Raw genomic sequence first — 16,362 nt, 5'->3', positions numbered from 1 at the left:
AACCGGCGGCGTCGGGTCGACCGGCTGGTTGTTGGCATCGCCGTCGGTCGGCACCGGGACCGGCGGCAGTTCGGACGGCGGCGGCGGCGCTTCGGTTTCCGGCGCCACCGGCTCCGACTGCGACGCCGGCTCCCGCGCTCCAGGCGCGGCAGCCGGCGATGTCGGCGTGATCAGCGCCGAGCGCAGGTACCAGTTCTCCGCGCTGCCGGCGCTGACGCCGCCTTTGAACAAATAATATTCGAAGGCGCCGGCCGCGACCGGCGTGTCAAGCGCGAAGGCGTTGGCACTCGACGTGGCGCCGTTGACGGCCTGCACCACCATAATGCCGTCCGCCGTAGTCTCGGCGCCGGCGCCGCCGACATTGACCACCGCGATGCCGGTCGAGCCGAAGGCCGTGCCGCCGGACAGCACAAGCCGGTCGGAGGCGGAGGAATCGTCGCCAAGCTCGGTCTGGATCAGCAGCAGGCCGCCGAGCCCGGCATAGTTGCCGTTGATCGTCAGCCGGTCGGTGGCGCCCGTATTGCCGTTGGTCAGGTCGATGCGGCCGGCATTGAAGACCTCGGCCAGTTGCCCTGACGTGAAGGCCTGGATCGAGGCATTGAAGCCGCCGCCATAGAGCGTGCTTGCCTGATCGACGTTGAGCGTGCCGGTGCCCGTGCCGGAGTCGCCCAGCACGAGGTTGCCGTCCAATGTCAATTGCGTGTCGTTGGTGGCGTCGATCGTCTCCCAGTTCTGGACCCTGGCGATGCCGTCGAGCTTGACGTTGTCGAAGGTGAGCGTGTCGGTGCCGAGACCGCCATTCAAGGCGTCGGCGCCGCCGAGATTGGCCTTTGTGAGGTTGCTGAGCTTGGCGGTATCATTGTCGGCGCCGAGATCGACGCTGCCATAGATGATGCCGCCGCCGTCCCAGACGAAATTGTCGGCGCCAAAGCTCAGCAGCACGTCGCCGCCGACCGTGCCGCCGGTGATGGTCACGCTGTCGTTGCCGCCGCTGACGCTGATGTTGCCGCCGATGGTGCCGCCGGACAGGATGATGGTGTCCTTGTCGAAGCCGGTCACGAGGTTTCGGTCGATGACGCCGCCCGACATGTTGAAGTAGTTCTGGTCGAGCTTCATGTTGACGCGGCCAATGCGGCCGCCGGTCATCACCGCATGGTCGCCATCGTCGAAGAAATCGACGATGCGTCCGCCGCTCATGGTGAAGGTGTCGAGCCCATCGCCCTGGTTGAGCGAGCCGATCTGGCCACCGCTCATGTTGAAATCGTCGATACCCGCGCCTTGCTGGACGTTGCCGGCAACAATGCCGGCGCCAATGGTGAAGAAGTCGGTGCCGTCGCCCTGGTCGACCGTGCCGGTGATGGTGCCGGATTGCATGTCGATGCGATCCGTGCCGGCGCCGAAGCTGACATTGCCGCTGATCTGGCCGGTGCCGCCGGAAGGGAAGGTCAGCGTGTTGTCGCCGCTGGTGTCGGTGAGGCTGCCGCCGGAGTCGCCGCTGTCGCAGACATAGGCTGTATTGCCGGCCGGCGGGCTCAGCACACAGGCGGCAAAAGCCTGGGAGCCCGGCAGCAATGTAAGTGCTGTCGATGCCAGAAGGCCAAGCATCCAAGGATGTACTGGGCTTTTCATCAGTATATCAGCATTTTCTGATATGACTTTTCCTTCCGAGAACAATCTCGGGAGAGAATTTCCAAAGCGCCGCATCGCGTCCTCGCAATTCGCGATTTAAGCCGCCCCACCCTTGCCGCAATGAAGACATAATTCATCTCAATTTTCAAAGCCTATTCTGCGCCCGATGGTTGATGAACTGCGACCCCAGGCGAATAGACCAGAGTATTGCTTGATCCAGGCGGCCGTTGGCACGCTCCTCGCCGATGCTTTAGGATCGGGCTCCAGACAGCAAATTCGCGATCGCTGAAGGACACAGAATGGCGCTGAAGGACGCATTCGGCCTGACTTACTCCGGCGCGACCGAAGCCGGGTTTTCATCCTACGCCCGCGCCGTGCATGAGCTGCAATGTTTCATCGGCGATCCGGTCGGCTCCGCCGATCGCGCGATCGCCGAGGATCCCGGCTTCGTCATGGCGCATGTGTTCAAGGGCTACCTCTTCGGCCTTGCCACCGAGCGCGAGGCAACGATCGTGGCCAGAGCATGCCACGAGGCGGCCTTGCCGCTCGCCGCCACGGCTCGCGAGCGGGCGCATGTCGCGGCCCTCGGCCATCTTGCCTGGGGGCGCTGGCATGAAGCCTCCCGCACCCTCGAGGATGTCGCCATCGACCATCCACTCGATCTCGTGGCGCTGTTGACCGGGCATCAGATTGATTTCTTCACCGGCAATGCCCGCATGCTGCGCGACCGCATCGGCCGCGCCCTGTCAGCCTGGCGAAGCGACATGCCCGGCTATCATGCGGTTCTCGGCATGCAGGCCTTCGGGCTCGAGGAGATGGGCGATTATGCCCGCGCCGAAAGGTTTGGCCGCACGGCTGTCGAGCTCGAGCCGCGCGACGGCTGGGCGCAGCACGCCGTCGCCCATGTTATGGAGATGCAGAGCCGGCAAAAAGACGGCATTGCCTGGATGCGCGCCAATCCCGACGCCTGGACCAGGGAAAGCTTCCTCAAGGTGCACAATTGGTGGCATCTGGCGCTGTTCCACTACGACCTCGGCGAGGTCGCCGAGGTGCTGGCGCTCTATGACGGCCCTATCTATGGCGAGGCATCGACGATGGCGCTCAACATGGTCGATGCCTCGGCAATCCTGTGGCGGCTGCGCCTCGGCGGCGTCGATGTCGGCGAGCGCTGGGCGGCTCTGGCCGACAACTGGCACAATGCCGGCGGCGGCAATTATGCCTTCAACGACGCGCATGCGATGATGGCCTTTGTCGGCGCCGGGCTGGAGGCGCCGGCGAAGACGCTGCTCGAAGCGCAGCGTGAGGCGATGCGCGGAAGTGACGACAACGCCGCCTTCACGCGCGATGTCGGCCATCCGCTGACGCTTGCGATCAAGGCCTTCGGCGACGGCCGCTACGATGAGGCCGTGCGCCTGATCCGGCCGATCCGATCGATCGCGCATCGTTTCGGCGGCAGTCACGCGCAACGCGACGTGATCGACCTGACGCTGATCGAGGCCGCGTTGCGCGCCGGCGATCAGGCGCTGGCACGGGCGCTGGCCGCCGAGCGTCAGCTCGCGCGGCCCGACAGTCCGCTGTCGGCGTTGTTCCTTCGGCGGGCATCCGATTTGTCTGAGAATTGACCCGAAGCGGATCTTGCCCTAAAAACTGGCCAAGCCAGATTTTTTCGAGATCCGAAAAAATTAATGGCAGTGGGAGGAAATCATGTATCTCGGCCTCGACCTGGGCACTTCGGGCGTCAAGGCGCTGCTGATCGACGACGGCCAGAAAGTCATAGGCGCCGGCCATGGCTCGCTCGACGTCTCGCGGCCGCATCCCGGCTGGTCGGAGCAGGATCCGGCGCATTGGATCGAGGCCAGCGAGACGGCGATTGCCGAACTCAAGGCTTCTCATCCGAAAGAGCTGGCGGCGGTCAAGGGAATCGGCCTTTCCGGCCAGATGCATGGCGCCACCCTGCTTGATCAATCGGACAAGGTGCTGCGCCCCTGCATCCTGTGGAACGACACGCGCAGCCATGTCGAGGCGGCGGCGCTCGATGCCGATCCGCGCTTCCGCAAGCTCACCGGCAATATCGTCTTTCCGGGCTTCACCGCGCCGAAGCTTGCCTGGGTGAAGAACAACGAGCCGGCGATCTTTGCCAAGGTGGCGAAGGTGCTTTTGCCCAAGGATTATCTGCGGCTCTGGCTGACCGGCGAACACATCTCGGAAATGTCGGATTCGGCCGGCACCTCATGGCTCGATGTCGGCGAGCGTCGCTGGGCGCCCGAGTTGCTGGCGGCGACATCGCTCGACGAAAAACAGATGCCGTCGCTGGTCGAGGGCACGGCCAAGGCCGGCGCCTTGCGCGCCGAGCTCGCGTCCAAATGGGGCATCGCGCCGGGCATTCCGGTCGCCGGCGGCGCCGGCGACAACGCGGCCTCGGCCTGCGGCATGGGCACGGTCGGCGCCGGCCATGCTTTCGTGTCGCTCGGCACGTCGGGCGTGCTGTTTGCGGCCAATGCTTCCTATCTGCCCAATCCGGAAAGCGCGGTGCACACCTTCTGCCATGCGCTGCCCAACACCTGGCACCAGATGGGCGTGATCCTGTCGGCCACCGATTCGCTCAACTGGCTTTCGGAAATCACCGGCAAGAGCGCCGGCGACCTGACCGGCGAGCTTGGCGACACGCTCAAGGCGCCGACCGGAGTCACCTTCCTGCCTTACCTCTCCGGCGAGCGGACGCCGCATAATGATTCCGCCATTCGCGGCTCGTTCACGGGGCTTGCGCATCAATCGAGCCGGGCCGTGCTGACGCAGGCGGTGCTGGAAGGCATCGCCTTCGCCTTCCGCGACAGCCTCGAAGCGCTGAAGACGGCCGGCACGACATTGAGCCGGGTCACCGCGATCGGCGGCGGCTCACGCTCGCGCTACTGGCTGAAGGCGATCGCCACCGCGCTGCAGGTGCCGGTCGACATCCCGGCCGACGGCGATTTCGGCGCGGCGTTTGGCGCGGCAAGGCTTGGGCTGATCGCCGCGACCGGCGCCGATCCGCTCGGCGTGTGCACGGCGCCGGCGACGGACGCGACGGTTGAGCCGGATGGTGGGCTGGGTGGGGCTTTCGCGGATGCCTATCAGAGGTATCGGGCGCTTTACCCGGCGATAAGGGCTGTGACCGCGTGAGTGGAAGCGAGGCACCTCGTAGTCGCATGAGCGGGCGCGAGGCCCCCCTCTCTGCCCTGCCGGGCATCTCCCCCTCAAGGGGGGAGATTGACAGTTGGGGTGCCTCGCTCATTCCTACGACGCTGGCGATTGGCGAAAGCCGGAGCGACAGCCGATCTCCCCCCCTGAGGGGGAGATGGCCGGCAGGCCAGAGAGGGGGGCCTCGCACCCCACCTCCCCAGCTAGCCTCACTGCGCCGGCACCTTGTCCAAAAAGCCGGTGACGCTCTTCAGGCGGCCTTCCTCGATGACGCCGATGTCGGTGCCTTCGATGACCGACTCCGTGCCTTCGGGCCCAAGATTCCACGAGAAGCGGATCTTGTCGCCAAAACCGTCTGGCTCACCCTTCAGCGAGAAGCGGAATCCGGCGAAGCGCTGCTGCACGCCGTCGATCAGCGCCGCGACGCCGTCATGGCCGTCGCCCTGCATGACCGGGTCGCGATAGCTGACGTCGCTGGTGAAGGCAGCTTCGAGCAACGCCTTGCGGCGGGCCGCATCGCCCTCGTTCCAGGCGGCGATGTAGTTGCGGGCGATCGTGTTGAGGTCGGTCATTGTGATGCTCCTTCGTTGGATCGTTTCGACATGACCTTTTTGGCGCCCCACAGAAGCGAAACCAATTACGCCTGAGGTAATCGGGCGAATGCACCCGGAGAGGAAGGAAACCATGAGCAGCGGATTTTTCGGCGACATCAAGAACATCAAATATGAGGGACCGGATTCGACCAATCCGCTGGCCTATCGTTTCTACAATCCGGACGAGGTGGTGGCCGGCAAGCGTCTGGAAGACCATCTGCGCTTCGCCGTCGCCTACTGGCATTCCTTTGCATGGCCGGGCGGCGACCCGTTCGGCGGCCAGACGTTCGACCGGCCCTGGTTCGCCAAGCCGGGCGGGATCGACACGATGGAGCTGGCCAAGCTCAAGGCCGACGTCGCCTTCGAGATGTTCTCGCTGCTCGGCGCGCCCTATTTCTGCTTCCACGACGCCGATGTGCGCCCGGAAGGCAAGGATTTCTCCGAGAGCGCGGCGCGCCTCGACGAGATCACCGACTATTTCGCCGACAAGATGAAAAAGACCGGCGTCAAGCTGCTCTGGGGAACGGCGAACCTGTTCTCGCACCGCCGTTTCATGTCGGGCGCCGCCACCAATCCCGATCCGGACGTGTTCGCCTATGCGGCGGCGACGGTGAAGAAATGCATCGACGTCACCAAGAAGCTGAAGGGCGAGAACTACGTGCTGTGGGGCGGACGCGAGGGCTATGAGACCTTGCTCAACACCGACCTTGCCCGCGAGCAGGAACAGGCCGGCCGCTTCCTCAACCTCGTCGTGGACTACAAGCACAAGATCGGCTTCAAGGGCACGATCCTGATCGAGCCGAAGCCGCAGGAGCCCACAAAACACCAGTACGACTACGACGTCGCGACCGTCTACGGCTTCCTGAAGCGCTTCGGGCTGGAGAAGGAGGTCAAGCTCAACATCGAGCAGGGCCACGCGATCCTCGCCGGCCATTCCTTCGAGCACGAACTGGCTCTGGCCAACGCGTTGGGCGTCTTCGGCTCTATCGACATGAACCGCAACGACTACCAGTCGGGCTGGGATACCGACCAGTTCCCCAACAATGTGCCGGAAATGGCCCTGGCCTATTACCAGGTGCTGCAGGGCGGCGGCTTCAAGACCGGCGGCACCAATTTCGACGCCAAGCTCCGGCGCCAGTCGCTCGATCCGGACGATCTCCTGATCGGCCATATCGGCGGCATGGATGCCTGCGCGCGCGGCCTGAAGGCGGCGGCGAAGATGATCGAGGACAAGGCGCTGTCCGGCCCGCTCGCCGAACGCTATGCCGGCTGGAACACCGCCGAAGGCAAGGCGATGCTTTCGGGCAAGCGTACGCTGGAGGAGATCGCCGAACGCGTGGTGAAGAAGAAGATCGAGCCGCAGCCGCGCTCCGGCCGGCAGGAGCTGCTCGAGAACATCGTCAACAGGTATGTCTAAAGAACGGCAGGCTGCCTCGCGCCCGAGCAATCGGGACGCGGGGCAGGCCGGAAATTGCATTCGCGTGGGCTGAATCGCGCGACAAAACTTTGCCCCGCGCTGCCCCTCAATCACCTCGTTCTTGCCTTCAAACAGCCGTCACGGATCTCGTATAAACGTGGCTCCTGTGGCGGGTGAAGAAGAAGGAGGCGAACCGATATGCAGCACGAACGCGAAATCGACGCCCTGCTCTCGTCCGGCGAAACCGGATCGATCATCGACCGGCTGATGGCATTGCCGCGGCCGACTGACGACGTGAAGACCGAATGGGATCGCGCCGTCAGCAACCGCTTTGAAATCCGTCTGGCGCAGCAGATGCGCTCGCAGATGGACAGCGCCGGCGAGCGCAAGAGCGCCGCCTGAGCGGCAGACCGCCGCTTAAGCGAGCGGCAAGCCGCCGCCTTAGCCCTACCCTCGGCGAAGCCGTACCGGCGCCTCGCCGAAAGCTCTTGAAAATGCCCTGGAAAATGCTGCGGCGGACGAGAAGCCTGTCCGTCCGGCAATATCGGCCATGGCAATGCGCGTGTCGACCACCAGGCGGCGGGCGGCGCCGAGGCGCAGCCTCAGATAATAGGCGCCGGGCGTCTCGCCGATCGACTTGCGGAAGATGCTTTCCAGCGTCCTTGCCGTCACGCCGGCGCGCTTGGCCACGGCGTCGATGGTGAGCGGCTGGTCGACATGCGCTTCCATCAGCCGGATCGCCTGGGCAAGCCTGGGGTCGTAGCCGTCGAGCCGGCCGAGCGAGACCAACGGCTGCGCGTCGGTCGCGGCACGCGCCTGATCGTAGATGAACACGCTCGCCACATCGAGCGCAGCGGCCATGCCGAGCCTTGTGCGGACCAGATGCAGCATCAGGTCGAAGGTCGGCGAGGCGCCGCCGGAAGTGAACACCGGCCCGTCGATGACATAGCGGTCCGGCCGCACGTCGACGCCCGGGAACGCGGCGGAGAAATCCTCCATGTCTTCCCAATGGGTGGTAGCGCTGCGGCCTTCGAGCAGCCCGGCGCGCGCCACCAGCCAGGTGCCGGCCTCGACGCCGCCGCAGGCGCGCGCGCCGCGTGCCGCGCGGCGCAGGCCGGCAAGCAGGGCCGAGGTGGCGTAGTTCTGCGTGCCGAAACCGGCGACGACGACCAGCATGTCGGTCGGCTCGGCGGCGTCGAAGCGGCCGCTGACGGCCACTGGCAGGCCGCAGGTGGTGACCGGCGCCTCGCCGGTGACCGAGACCAGCTTGAAATCGAACAGCGTCTCGCCCGAAATGCGGTTTGCGGCTCGCAGCGGATCGACCGCCGAAGCCACGCACATGATCGACGAGCCGGAGAACACAAGGAACGTCACCTTGAGCGTCTCTCGCTCGGACCGAAAGATGGTCGGCTTTTCGCTTTTGATCATGAGAGCTTCGTAAAACGCAAAACAGTTTCCGGCAAGTCGGTCATTCTGTGCCCATCCCGTGCGTAGCCCAACAGGCTTCCGCTTTGGCGGCACGCATGGCCGATCGACCCTGGGAGGATAGACGATGCCGCTTGCGATGAACCGTGAGGTTTTCATTACCTGTGCCGTGACCGGCTCCGGCGGCACGCAGGACCGCAGCCCGCATGTGCCGCGCTCGCCCAAGCAGATCGCCGATTCGGCGATCGACGCCGCCAAGGCGGGCGCCGCGATCGTCCACTGCCATGTGCGCGACCCCGAGACCGGCAAGCCTAGGCGCGACGTGCATCTCTACCGCGAAGTGACCGGGCGCATCCGAGAGGCCAATGTCGATGTGGTGCTGAACCTCACCGCCGGCATGGGCGGCGACATGGTATTCGGCTCGCCCGAAGCGCCGCTGCCGCTCAACGAGAAGGGCACCGACATGGGCGGCGCCACCAACCGCATGGAGCATGTGCGCCAGTGCTTGCCGGAGATCTGCACGCTGGATTGCGGCACGATGAACTTCGCCGAGGCCGACTATGTGATGACCAACACGCCCGGCATGCTGCGCGCGATGGGCGGCATGATGACGGCGCTGGGCGTCAAGCCCGAGATCGAGGCCTTCGACACCGGGCATCTGTGGTTCGCCAAGCAGCTGGTCGAGGAGAAGGTGCTCAACCCGGATGCGCTGGTGCAGCTCTGCATGGGCGTGCCATGGGGCGCGCCGGACGACCTCAACACCTTCATGGCGATGGTCAACAACGTGCCCTCGACCTGGAACTGGTCGGCCTTCTCGATCGGCCGAAACCAGATGGCCTATGCCGCGGCGGCGGTGCTTGCCGGCGGCAATGTCCGCGTCGGCCTGGAAGACAATCTCTGGCTCGACAAGGGCGTGCTGGCCACAAACGCGCAGCTCGTGGAGCGCGCCGCCAGCATCGTTACCAATCTCGGCGCCCGTATCCTCGGACCGGAGGAAGTGCGCAAGAAGCTCAACCTGACCAAGCGGGCGCCCCTAGCCGCAGCGGCGTAAGGCGGGCGTTGATCATGGCTGATACCGTCAAATTCACCGCGATGAAGGACGGCGACAGGGAAGACTACGAATTCCTGACCGCCCATGAGATCGACTACGCCGCCAAGACCGGCGACCGGCTGCTCGATGCGCTGGTGCAGCTCGACGAGGGACTTTCCGGCTACAAGATCACCCGGCTCGGCCATTCGCTGCAGGCGGCGACGCGTGCCTGGCAGGATGGCGCCGACACCGACTGGATCGTCTCGGCGCTGCTGCACGACATCGGCGACATCTATGCGCCCTACAACCACGACGAATATGCGGCTGCGATCCTAAAACCCTTCGTGCGCGAGCAATGCACCTGGGTGGTGGAAAAGCACGGCGATTTCCAGCGGCTCTATTACGCGCATCATCTGGGCGGCAACCGGCATGCCCGCGACCGCTTCGCCGGCCATGCCTATTTCGACGACTGCGACCAGTTCTGCGAGCGCTGGGACCAGTCGAGCTTCGACCCCGACTATGAGGCGCTGCCGATCGAGTTCTTCCGACCCTTCGTGCTCGAAGTGTTTGCCCGCAAGGCCTACGACCCGGCGGTGATCCGCGCCGGCGAGCGTGTGGCCCTTACCGACCCCGATACAGCCAAGACAAGAACCGGAGCCTGACTATGAGCATCATCAACAAGGCGGCCGCCATCGGCGGCGGCGTCATCGGCGCCGGCTGGGTGGCGCGGCTGCTCTTGAACGGCATCGACGTGTCGATCTTCGATCCGGATCCGGAAGCGTCGCGCAAGGTCGGCGAGGTGATGAAGGGCGCGCGCCGCGCCTACAAGCAGATGCTGCCCGACGGCCTGCCCAAGGAAGGCAAGCTCACCTTCGCCAAGACCATCGCCGAAGCGGTGGCCGACGCCGATTTCATCCAGGAGAGCGTGCCCGAGCGCCTCGACCTCAAGCACAAGGTGTTGGCCGAGATCGACGCGCATGCGCCGGCCAATGCCATTGTCGGCTCGTCGACCTCCGGCATCAAGCCGACCGACATGCAGGTGGCGATGAAGAAGCATCCGGAGCGGCTGGTCGTCGGCCATCCGTTCAATCCGGTCTATCTTCTGCCGCTGGTCGAGATCGTCGGCGGCGAGCAGACCTTCCCCGAGGCGATCGAAGTCGCCAAGGAGCTCTATGCCTCGATCGGCATGAAGCCGGTGGTGGTGCGCAAGGAGATCGAGGCCTTCGTCGGCGACCGCCTGCTCGAAGCCGCATGGCGCGAGGCACTGTGGCTGGTCAAGGACGGCATCTGCACCGTCGAGGAACTCGACGACATCATGCGCTATTCCTTCGGCCTGCGCTGGGCGCAGATGGGCATGTTCCAGGTCTACCGCGTTGCCGGCGGCGAGGCCGGCATGCGCCACTTCATGGCGCAGTTCGGCCCCTGCCTGAAATGGCCCTGGACCAAGCTGATGGACGTGCCGGAATTCAACGACGAGCTGGTCGACCTGATCGCCACCCAGTCGGACGAGCAGGCGCATGGCCTGTCGATCCGCGAGCTGGAGAAGATCCGCGACGACAATCTGGTCGCGATCATGGACGCGCTGTCGAAGCAGAACAAGGGCAAGGGCTGGGGCGCCGGCGCGCTGCACAAGGACTATACCAGGCAGCTCGCCAAGCTGGCGGCGAAGAAGACTCCAGCCAAGATTGCCGCAAAGGCCAAGGCGACAGAGCCGGCGAAGAAGGCAGCCAAGCCGGCGAAGAAGGCCGCGAAGCCGGCGAAGGCGGTGAAGACCGAAAAGCCGAAGAAGAAGAGCAGCAAGAAGAAGGGCTGAGGCGATGCAGTTCGGTCTTTCGGAAGAACAGAAGCTCATCGTCGAGACGACGCGCGCCTTCGTCGAGAACGAGCTTTACCCGCATGAGCGCGAGGTGGAGCGCACCGGCGTGCTGCGCCGCGAGCTGATCGACGAATTGAAGGCGAAGGCGATCGAGGCCGGCCTCTATGCCGCCAACATGCCCGCCGATGTCGGCGGCGCCGGGCTCGATACGGTGAGCTGGCTGCTCTACGAGAAGGAGCTCGGCCGCGCCAACTACGCGCTGCACTGGACCTGCGTGGCGCGTCCCTCCAACATCCTGCTCGCCGGCACGCCGGAGCAGCGCGAGAAATACCTCTTCCCCTGCATCCGCGGCGAGAAGTGGGACTGCCTGGCGATGACCGAACCCGGCGCCGGCTCCGACCTGCGCGGCATGAAGGCAACCGCCGTGCAGGACGGCTCGGACTGGGTGCTCAACGGCACCAAGCACTTCATCAGCCACGCCGATCTCGCCGATTTCGCGATTTGTTTCATGGCCTCCGGCGAGGAAGAGACCCCGCGCGGCAAGCGCAAGAAGATCACCGCCTTCTTCGTCGACAAGGGCACCAAGGGTTTCACGGTGCGCGACGGCTACCGCAACGTTTCGCATCGCGGCTACACCAACTCGATTCTCGAATTCGACGACTGCCGGCTGCCGGCTTCCCAGGTGCTCGGCGAAGTGCACAAGGGCTTCGACGTCGCCAACTCCTGGCTTGGCGCCACGCGCCTGCAGGTCGGCGCCACCTGTCTCGGCCGCGCCGAGCGGGCGCTTTCGCATGCCATCGAATATGCCGCGCAGCGCCAGCAGTTCGGCCAGCAGATCGGCAAGTTCCAGGGCGTGTCCTTCAAGCTCGCTGACATGGCGACGGAACTGAAGGCCGCCGATCTGATGGTCTTCGAAGCCGGCTGGAAGTACGATCAGGGCACCGTCACCGACCAGGACATGGCGATGGCCAAGCTCAAGGCCACCGAGATGTTGGCTTACGTCGCCGACGAAGCCATCCAGATCCATGGCGGCATGGGGCTGATGGACGACCTGCCGCTGGAGCGCATCTGGCGCGACGCCCGCGTCGAGCGCATCTGGGAAGGCACGTCGGAGATTCAGCGACATATTATTTCGCGGGCGCTGCTGCGTCCGTTCGGAGCTTAGAGCATGATGCGCCAAAGCCGAGATCCGGCTTTGGACGGGAACATGCTCAAACGAAAAGATGACCATGCATAAACTCGAACGTCTCCTGCGCCCCAAATCGATCGCCGTGTTCGGCGGGGCGCAGGCCGCCGCCGTCGTGGCGCAATCGATCAAGATGGGCTTTGCCGGCGAAATCTGGCCGGTGCATCCGACCAAGGACGAGGTCGCCGGCCGCAAGGCCTACCGCTCCGTCGCCGACCTGCCTGGCGCGCCGGACGCCGCCTTTGTCGGCGTCAACCGGCATCTCACCATCGAGGTGATCAAGGCACTGGCCGAGCGCGGCGCCGGCGGCGCCGTCTGCTTTGCCGCCGGCTTCCTGGAGACAGAGGCCTATGACGAGGATGGCGAACGGCTGCAGGCCGAGCTCGTCACTGCTGCCGGCCAGATGCCGATCATCGGGCCGAACTGCTACGGCCTGATCAACTATGCCGACGGCGCGCTGCTGTGGCCCGACCAGCATGGCGGCATCCGCCTGGCCGAAGGCGGGAAGGGCGTGGCCATCATCACCCAGTCGTCCAACATCGCCATCAACATGACGATGCAGAAGCGCGGCCTGCCGATCGCTTTCCTGATGACGGCCGGCAACCAGGCGCAGACCGGCCTTTCGGAAATGGCGCTCGGCCTCATCGAGGATGAGCGCGTCACCGCGCTCGGCCTGCATATCGAGGCCTTCGATTCGGTGGCCGGCTTTGAGAAGCTCGCCGCCCGCGCCCGCGAGCTGAAGAAGCCGATCATCGCCATGAAGGTCGGGCGCTCGGAGCAGGCAAGGCAGGCGACAGTGTCGCACACCGCCTCGCTCGCCGGCTCGGACGCCGCTTCCGGCGCCTTCCTGAAGCGGCTCGGCATCGCGCGCGTCGATTCCATCCCCGCCTTCATCGAGGCGCTGAAGCTCCTCCACATCACCGGACCGTTGCCCGGCTACAAGCTGTCCTCGATGAGCTGCTCGGGCGGCGAAGCCTCCGTCATGGCCGACAGCGCCGAGGGGCGCTGGGTGCATTTCCCGGCCCTGACGGCCGAGCATCGCGCGCATGTCAAATCGACGCTCGGCCCGCTGGTCGCGGTCGCCAACCCGCTCGACTATCACACCTTCATCTGGAACAACGAGCCGGCGATGACCGCCACCTTTACCGCCATGGTGTCGGGCGGCTTCGACCTAAACATGCTGGTGCTCGACTTCCCGCGCCCGGACCGCTGCTCGGACGTCGACTGGTGGACGACACTGCGCGCCTTCGAGGCGGCGCTGAAGACCAACAAGGCGCAGGGCGCGATCGTCTCCTCGCTGCCGGAGAACCTGCCGGAGGAATACACCGCAGGCCTGATGGCGCGGGGCATGGTGCCGTTGTTCGGCATTTCCGAAGCCATGGATGCCGCCCAGGCTGCCGCTTTCATCGGCTGGGCCTGGCGCGAGCCGCAGGCGCAGCCGGTCGACACCACGGCGGCAGGCGCGTCCGAAGCCAAGCGCGTGACACCGGACGAGGCGGAAGCCAAGGAAAGGCTGATCAAGGCCGGACTGCCGGTGCCGAAGGGCGAGCGCGCCTCGAATGCGGTCGAGGCGGTGATCTCGTCCATGACGCTCGGCTTCCCAGTCGCTCTCAAGGCGCTCGGCGTGACGCACAAGTCGGAAGTCGGCGCCGTCAGGCTGAACCTCAAGGATGCCGAGTCCGTCAGCGCCGCCGCGCATGATCTTCTACCGCTCGGCACCGGGCTCTATGCCGAGCGCATGGTGCGCGACGGCGTCGCCGAGCTGATCGTCGGCTTCACCCGCGACCCGATGTTCGGCGTGGTGATGACGCTGGGCACCGGCGGCGTGCTGGTGGAGCTTTTGCGCGACAGCGTGACGCTGATGCTGCCGGCAACGCGCGACGACATCGAGGCGGCATTGCGTGGGCTGAAGCTCTATCCGCTGCTCGAAGGCTATCGCGGCCGGCCGAAGGCCGACGTCAACGCCGCCATCAACGCCATCGCCGGCATTGCCGACTTCGTGCAGAAGAACGAAGGCGAGATCGAAGAACTGGACATCAACCCGCTCATCGTCTGCGCCGAAGGCAAGGGCGCCTGGATCGCGGACGCCCTGCTCGTGCTTGGAGAAAAGAAGAATGGCTGACGTCATCACCACCCGCCGCGAAGGCGCGATCCTCGAGGTCACGCTCGACCGGCCGAAGGCCAACGCCATCGACCTCAAGACGTCGCGGCTGATGGGCGAGACCTTCAAGGCGTTCCGCGACGATCCGGAGCTGCGCGTCGCCATCGTCAAGACGGCCGGCGACAAGTTCTTCAGCGCCGGCTGGGACCTGAAGGCGGCGGCAGCCGGCGATGCGGTCGACGGCGACTATGGCGTCGGCGGCTTCGCCGGGCTGCAGGAGCTGCGCGACCTCAACAAGCCGGTGATCGCCTGCGTCAACGGCATGGCGGTGGGCGGCGGCTTCGAGCTGGCGCTGTCCTGCGACCTCATCTACGCCTCGGACCATTCCTCCTTCGCGTTGCCCGAGATCCGCGCCGGCACGCTCGCGGATGCCGCGACCATCAAGCTGCCGAAGCGCATCCCCTACCACATCGCCATGGACCTCCTGTTCACCGGCCGCTGGATGGATGTCGCCGAGGCGCATCGCTGGGGCCTGGTCAACGAGGTCCTGCCCAAGGACAAGCTCGAGGAGCGCGTCTGGGAGATCGCAAGGTTGCTCGCCAGCGGCCCGCCGCTGGTCTTCGCCTCGATCAAGGAGACGACGCGGGTGGCCGAGGCGCTGACCTTCCAGGACGCGATGAACAAGGTGACGAGGAGGCAACTGCCGACGGTCGACAAGCTCTATGGGTCCGAGGACAATATGGAGGGGTTCCGGGCGTTCGCTGAAAAGCGCGAACCGGTGTGGAAGGGGAAGTGACTTTACGGAGATGACGGCGCCGGGCCCCCCTCTCTGCCCTGCCGGGCATCTCCCCCTCAAGGGGGGAGATTGGCAGTTTCGGGCTCAGCGCCCCTCTTGCGACGCAGGAGATTGGCGAAAGCCTTCGCGATATCTGATCTCCCCCCTTGAGGGGGAGATGTCCGGCAGGACAGAGAGGGGGGCCTGGGCGCCGTCAGCTAAAGTTGGTCGTCTCACATGACCGACTACAGAACCCTCATCGACGCGGAAACGTGGGCCTTCATCGAGAAGACCAACTCCTATTATCCGCCTGATACGATCGACTACACGATCGAAGAGCAGCGCGCGATCTACGACCGGATGTGCCGGGAGTTCTTTGCCGGCTATCCGCAAGGCGTGACGGCGGAGACGCTTGCCGTTGCCGCACCAACCAACAGCATCTCGATCCGCATCTACCGCAACGCCGTTCCGAACGGAGCCGCGATGGTGCTCTATATCCATGGCGGCGGCTTCATCCTTGGCGGGCTGGACAGCCATGACGATGTCTGCGCAGAGCTTTGCGCCCGCACCGGCTTCGAGGTGGTCTCGCTCGACTACCGGCTGGCGCCGGAGCATCTGCACCCGGCGGCCTTCGACGACGCCATGGATGCCTTCGAATGGGCCGCCAAGACCTATGACTGCCCAGTCCTGCTCTGCGGCGACAGCGCCGGCGGCAATCTCTGCGCGGCGGTTGCGCATGCGACGCGCGGCCATGCCAAGAAGCCGGCCGGCCAGGTGCTGATCTATCCCGGCCTCGGCGGCGACCACTCGAAGGGCTCTTACGTTACGCATGCCGAGGCGCCGATGCTGACCGTGCGCGACCTCGACTTCTACAGGCATGTCCGCACCGGCGGCGTCGACATGACCGGCGACATCACGCTCTACCCGCTCGCCGACGCCGATTTCACCAACCTGCCGCCGACCGTGTTGATCACCGCCCAATGCGATCCGCTGTCGTCCGACGGCGAAGCCTATCGCGACCGCGTCATCGCGGCCGGCGGACGCGCCACCTGGTTCGAGGAGCCCGGCCTTGTGCACGGATACCTCAGGGCCCGGCACATGGTGGGCCGGGCGCGGACCAGCTTCACCCGCATCGTCGAGGCCGTTTCGGCGCTCGGGCGCGGCGACTGGATCTGGTGACATCCGAGAGCGCTTTCCGCTCCGCTATCCTGAC

At 65.4% G+C, this 16,362-nt stretch carries 13 protein-coding genes and 1 pseudogene; 11 read left to right on the top strand and 3 right to left on the bottom strand.

The window, feature by feature from the left end:
- A pseudogene (locus tag EOA23_RS04485) lies at positions 1 to 1,605 on the bottom strand (autotransporter outer membrane beta-barrel domain-containing protein); the annotation flags it as partial.
- A 323-nt stretch (positions 1,606 to 1,928) separates the two neighbouring features.
- On the opposite strand from EOA23_RS04485, the gene EOA23_RS04480 reads away from it, so the two are divergent.
- Both EOA23_RS04480 and xylB read left to right on the top strand, forming a co-directional pair.
- A complete protein-coding gene (locus EOA23_RS04480; protein ID WP_127303014.1) occupies positions 1,929 to 3,251 on the top strand; it encodes a tetratricopeptide repeat protein in 1,323 nt (440 codons plus the stop codon).
- A gap of 82 nt (positions 3,252 to 3,333) precedes the next feature.
- Positions 3,334 to 4,788 carry a xylulokinase gene (xylB, locus tag EOA23_RS04475; protein WP_127303013.1) on the top strand — a complete coding sequence of 485 codons (1,455 nt, stop codon included), beginning with the start codon at positions 3,334 to 3,336 and terminating at the stop codon, positions 4,786 to 4,788.
- Between the two features lie 227 nt (positions 4,789 to 5,015).
- Here the strand turns inward: xylB and EOA23_RS04465 are convergent, their stop codons facing one another.
- Entirely contained in the window at positions 5,016 to 5,378 is a 363-nt protein-coding gene (locus tag EOA23_RS04465; protein WP_127303012.1) for a nuclear transport factor 2 family protein, read from the bottom strand.
- A 112-nt stretch (positions 5,379 to 5,490) separates the two neighbouring features.
- Here EOA23_RS04465 and xylA point away from each other — a divergent pair, with 112 nt between their 5' ends.
- Positions 5,491 to 6,816, top strand: coding sequence for a xylose isomerase (gene xylA, locus EOA23_RS04460; protein ID WP_127303011.1), 1,326 nt, complete (start codon positions 5,491 to 5,493; stop codon positions 6,814 to 6,816).
- A gap of 198 nt (positions 6,817 to 7,014) precedes the next feature.
- Positions 7,015 to 7,218: a hypothetical protein gene (locus EOA23_RS04455; protein WP_042637374.1), complete on the top strand. Its 204-nt coding sequence runs from the start codon at positions 7,015 to 7,017 to the stop codon at positions 7,216 to 7,218.
- Between the two features lie 45 nt (positions 7,219 to 7,263).
- On the opposite strand, the gene EOA23_RS04450 is transcribed toward EOA23_RS04455, so the two are convergent.
- Complete coding sequence (locus EOA23_RS04450; RefSeq protein WP_127303010.1) at positions 7,264 to 8,244, bottom strand: GlxA family transcriptional regulator; 981 nt, start codon at positions 8,242 to 8,244, stop codon at positions 7,264 to 7,266.
- Positions 8,245 to 8,368: 124 nt separating this feature from the next.
- Between EOA23_RS04450 and EOA23_RS04445 the strand changes: the two genes are divergently transcribed.
- From EOA23_RS04445 to EOA23_RS04410, 7 genes are all read left to right on the top strand, one after another.
- A complete protein-coding gene (locus EOA23_RS04445) occupies positions 8,369 to 9,292 on the top strand; it encodes a 3-keto-5-aminohexanoate cleavage protein (protein ID WP_127303009.1) in 924 nt (307 codons plus the stop codon).
- A 14-nt stretch (positions 9,293 to 9,306) separates the two neighbouring features.
- Positions 9,307 to 9,933: an HD domain-containing protein gene (locus EOA23_RS04440; protein WP_127303008.1), complete on the top strand. Its 627-nt coding sequence runs from the start codon at positions 9,307 to 9,309 to the stop codon at positions 9,931 to 9,933.
- A gap of 2 nt (positions 9,934 to 9,935) precedes the next feature.
- On the top strand, positions 9,936 to 11,084 hold the full coding sequence (locus EOA23_RS04435) for a carnitine 3-dehydrogenase (RefSeq protein ID WP_245473991.1): 1,149 nt from the start codon (positions 9,936 to 9,938) through the stop codon (positions 11,082 to 11,084).
- A 4-nt stretch (positions 11,085 to 11,088) separates the two neighbouring features.
- Positions 11,089 to 12,252 (top strand): acyl-CoA dehydrogenase, encoded by a 1,164-nt coding sequence (locus tag EOA23_RS04430; RefSeq protein ID WP_127303007.1) that lies wholly within the window; start codon positions 11,089 to 11,091, stop codon positions 12,250 to 12,252.
- A gap of 64 nt (positions 12,253 to 12,316) precedes the next feature.
- Positions 12,317 to 14,395: an acetate--CoA ligase family protein gene (locus EOA23_RS04425; protein WP_127303006.1), complete on the top strand. Its 2,079-nt coding sequence runs from the start codon at positions 12,317 to 12,319 to the stop codon at positions 14,393 to 14,395.
- Complete coding sequence (locus EOA23_RS04420; protein ID WP_127303005.1) at positions 14,388 to 15,170, top strand: carnitinyl-CoA dehydratase; 783 nt, start codon at positions 14,388 to 14,390, stop codon at positions 15,168 to 15,170. Before EOA23_RS04425 ends, EOA23_RS04420 begins: the two co-directional genes overlap by 8 nt.
- Before the next feature lie 216 nt (positions 15,171 to 15,386).
- Positions 15,387 to 16,328, top strand: coding sequence for an alpha/beta hydrolase (locus EOA23_RS04410; protein WP_126063185.1), 942 nt, complete (start codon positions 15,387 to 15,389; stop codon positions 16,326 to 16,328).
- Positions 16,329 to 16,362: the final 34 nt, after the last annotated feature.

This window comes from Mesorhizobium sp. M2A.F.Ca.ET.042.01.1.1 (genome assembly GCF_003997405.1).
Classification (GTDB): Bacteria; Pseudomonadota; Alphaproteobacteria; order Rhizobiales; family Rhizobiaceae; genus Mesorhizobium.
The sequence above is the reverse complement of the archived record's forward strand: the minus strand, read 5'-3'. Positions and strand labels throughout refer to the sequence as shown.